Raw genomic sequence first — 3,311 nt, forward strand, 5'->3', positions numbered from 1 at the left:
CCCCTCTCTAAGAGAAAGACCGATTGACTGATGCCATTCGCACAAGCGCCCACACGAATTGTCTGATTGTTTGTTAAAGAACTGGATTAAAACCGGAAGGTTTCAATCGGCTGATTCAGCGTCTGGCACTGTTCAGCGAGGCGCTCATCATACCGTGGCGCCGGTTGTTGTCAAGCGCTTGTTTCGAGAAGAGAAACGAAAGACTTGAAAACATCGCTGAACATTCTACCTATTCGATAGAAACCTCGTTCAGCGAGGTGTGCATAACTGCACTCACCAAGACATCTGCCAACAACTGCAATACACTGCTCTTGCAATGGCAACCTGGCTACCGACTCGGTACATCTCAGCCCCGATCGATGGACATAGATTACTCTTGAAGCTGCCTTTTCCGAAAGATCGGATTACACCTATTTTTATGCGACAGATACCTTAAAGGCCTTGTTACTCAAGGCTTTCAGACATATAAGACATCACGCTGATAATTAACTGGAATTAGTCACTCTTTATAAAAGGGGGCATAATCGCTTCCCACTCCTCCTTTGTTAGATCAGTACTTATCTATGTCTATCGAAAACACTCTGCATGAACGCAATGATTCCAGGTGCGAGCTCTGCTCTTCTGATGAAGACCTATCTATATATGCAGTACCTGACTCACCCAACTCCTCCGCAGAAAGTCATGTATTACTCTGTAGCACCTGCCTAAGCCAGATTAATCATTCCAATAAAATAAACTCCAATCACTGGCGCTGCCTTAATGACAGCATGTGGAGTCAGGTTCCTGCTGTTCAGGTCATGGCGTGGCGTATGCTCAACCAACTCTCATCTGAACCTTGGGCTCAGGATCTGTTGGATATGATGTATCTCGAAGATGATGTAAAGGAATGGGCAGAAGCAGGCCTTTCTGATGAAGAAGACTCAACTCCTACCTTCGACAGCAATGGTTCTCGTCTGGAACCGGGCGATACGGTTACACTGATCAAGGATCTTGATGTTAAAGGTGCTGGGTTTACAGCTAAACGCGGAACAACCGTAAAGAACATTTCCCTAACCAGTAATCCAGAACATATAGAAGGTCGAGTCAACGGGGTAAGAATTGTTCTGGTCAGCAAATTCCTTAAAAAAGCCTAATAGATGACAGCTATAGTCCGACATGGGCTATAGCTTGGCTATTCTTAATAGCAGCAATCACAAGGAATGTGGCTATGGCTGGGGGCGTCACGACAGGCGGATTTCCAACTGACTATGCATTGGGTCCAAAAGAGACTGAAGTTGACCGGTTCCTTATTCGCCAGGCTTTTACCAGGAAAGTTGAACTTCGCCCCGTACAAGAATCTTATATAAAACTTCAACCTAAACAGACTTTTCTGACAGACAAAGAACTCCAGATAAAACCACTGAAGGAGCGAAGTTTTGAAAAACGGGAAGTCGAAAACCAGATACCAAGACCCGAGAATAACAAAGAAAGCATTCCTGCCTCCCCTCCTCCTGTCAGGCCCAAACCCAAAGTAGATCGACGATCGATAGACTTGGATAAGAATCCATTCCTTAAATCTGATCACCGGGTTTTGAATAAGAAAGAGCTCGAAAGCCCACCCCAATCAAGGAGAGGCAGCTTCCAGGCGCTAGCCAAAAAAGCCGTAAATGTAGACTCAGTTCAGCGTGCTTTCTCCCGCAGAGGATCATTAAGTGAAAATGTGCTGATTGGCTTTAATAAAGTGTCTAACTATGAAAATCAGGGTATTCCTCCTGACTACTTGAAACGAACCCAGGCGGTATCGAATCGAGAAAACGTCATTATCGCCATCAGGCCAGTAGAACTTATCTGCCAGACGCTTATCGAGGAAGGATTTCAATCTAAACCCTTATCCATCAAAGGAAAGAGCTCCAACTGGGGGCCAATGGCTGGCCTTATTCCTGTAGACCAGCATTTCAGTAAGCTTTCAGGAAATTCGGATAAGGTAGCCAAATTTAATGAAGTGAATCGTCAGGCTATTGAAGTTGATCAAGTTGCAACACCTGAGCACCTCCATATCTCTAAAAAAAGGCTCAGAGAACTTGAGAGCTTAGGTATGCTGGAAGGTCTGACACCTACAGAACCTGCTCAAGGCTATAAAGACGCTTTCGTTTTTACCTCAGCCCCTCGTAGCAATACAGGTCCAGCCGAATCTTTTGAAGCCCATCTCAGAGAGGATGGTCAATGGGATATTTTCTCGGGTGCAGGCGAGAGCAGACAAAAGCTTATGGTATTGCCTTATACCGCTGATTTTGACCTTCTGTTCGTCCACTCACACTATGAAGATGTCGATCTGGGCCAACAAGATCGCTATGGCGAACTGGATCCGGTTCTGGGTATTTACTCCAAAAGAAAACTGGAAATCATCAATGCACTCAACACTGAGTATGGGAGAGAAGACAACCCGATGGTGCATCATGGGACAGACAATAAAAACCCATACACCGATATGAACGCCAACCTGCCTACTACGGTTTTTATTCCAGAAAGTATGCTCAATAAGATGGGCATTTATTCAGATACTCCTATTCTGATCAAAACCGAAGAAGAATTATCTAAGCTTTACAGAACCATGCGTGACAATGGTATCAAGATAGAAATGAACACTTTATGGGATGAGTTCAAGGATGTAGCTCTGGAACCTATCAGAGATAAAGTGAACAGTTTAGAAAAAGCAGATGGGAAGAAAAACAGCCATGGATAGAATGGGCCCCAAGGATGACAAAGCCGCTGGCTTCCAACAAAGTTCCCCCCCCCCCCTTCCCGCCGTAAAAAGTCAGATAAGGTACTGGGAAGAACTCTGGAAACGATTGAAGAGAGCGCTAAGCTAAAAGTCAATCAAGAGCATTCATCAACCCAATCTGCTTCAAGAAGCCCGTCCCCCAAAACAAGAAGAGCTAAGAAAGTTGAGACAAGGCAATTCCTTAACCCGGAAAAAGGCCGCATTTTATTACGCCACAGAAATCGCGATGAAGTGATTGCATTGCTGACTCCCGTACCTTTACCCAAAGCAGGTTATGTAGAGCCTGAAGTTATCGATGATCGAAGAGAAGAAATGTTCAAAGTACTCGCCATGGCGTCCAGTATTCAGATACTTCAACAAAGAGGGAAAAGCAGTAAAGTAAAAAGTACGCAGCTTCTGTCAAAAGCCGAAATTCATAATTTACGTAATTCCTAAAAAGCTGCTGGACAGAGAAAGAGAATAATACCTTTCCCTTGCAGCGACTATCCTTTATCCCATGGTTTTCTCAACCCGCAACGAACAGCAGAGTGAACAGACTGCAAAGCTTCTT

Annotated in this window: 3 protein-coding genes; all 3 read left to right on the forward strand. The window is 44.7% G+C overall.

Features of this window, described 5'->3' with window-relative positions; all coding sequences use genetic code 11:
• Window positions 1-809: 809 nt before the first annotated feature.
• The 3 genes from ACR2PX_RS29385 (at window position 810) to ACR2PX_RS29395 (ending at window position 3,196) form a co-directional block, all read left to right on the forward strand.
• Window positions 810-1,133, forward strand: a complete 324-nt coding sequence (locus ACR2PX_RS29385) for an alkylphosphonate utilization protein (RefSeq protein WP_434002901.1) — start codon at window positions 810-812, stop codon at window positions 1,131-1,133.
• Window positions 1,134-1,207: 74 nt separating this feature from the next.
• Window positions 1,208-2,722, forward strand: a complete 1,515-nt coding sequence (locus tag ACR2PX_RS29390) for an anthrax toxin-like adenylyl cyclase domain-containing protein (RefSeq protein WP_434002902.1) — start codon at window positions 1,208-1,210, stop codon at window positions 2,720-2,722.
• A gap of 279 nt (window positions 2,723-3,001) precedes the next feature.
• Complete coding sequence (locus ACR2PX_RS29395; RefSeq protein WP_434002903.1) at window positions 3,002-3,196, forward strand: hypothetical protein; 195 nt, start codon at window positions 3,002-3,004, stop codon at window positions 3,194-3,196.
• The last annotated feature ends 115 nt before the right edge of the window (window positions 3,197-3,311 follow it).

The sequence above is a fragment of the Endozoicomonas sp. genome, from assembly GCF_051008435.1.
GTDB lineage: Bacteria > Pseudomonadota > Gammaproteobacteria > Pseudomonadales > Endozoicomonadaceae > Endozoicomonas_A.

Coding starts and splice junctions, on each gene's coding strand:
- ACR2PX_RS29390 (WP_434002902.1), top strand. CDS start 1,208: ATGGCTGGGGGCGTCACGACAGGCGGATTTCCAACTGACTATGCATTG.
- ACR2PX_RS29385 (WP_434002901.1), top strand. CDS start 810: ATGCTCAACCAACTCTCATCTGAACCTTGGGCTCAGGATCTGTTGGAT.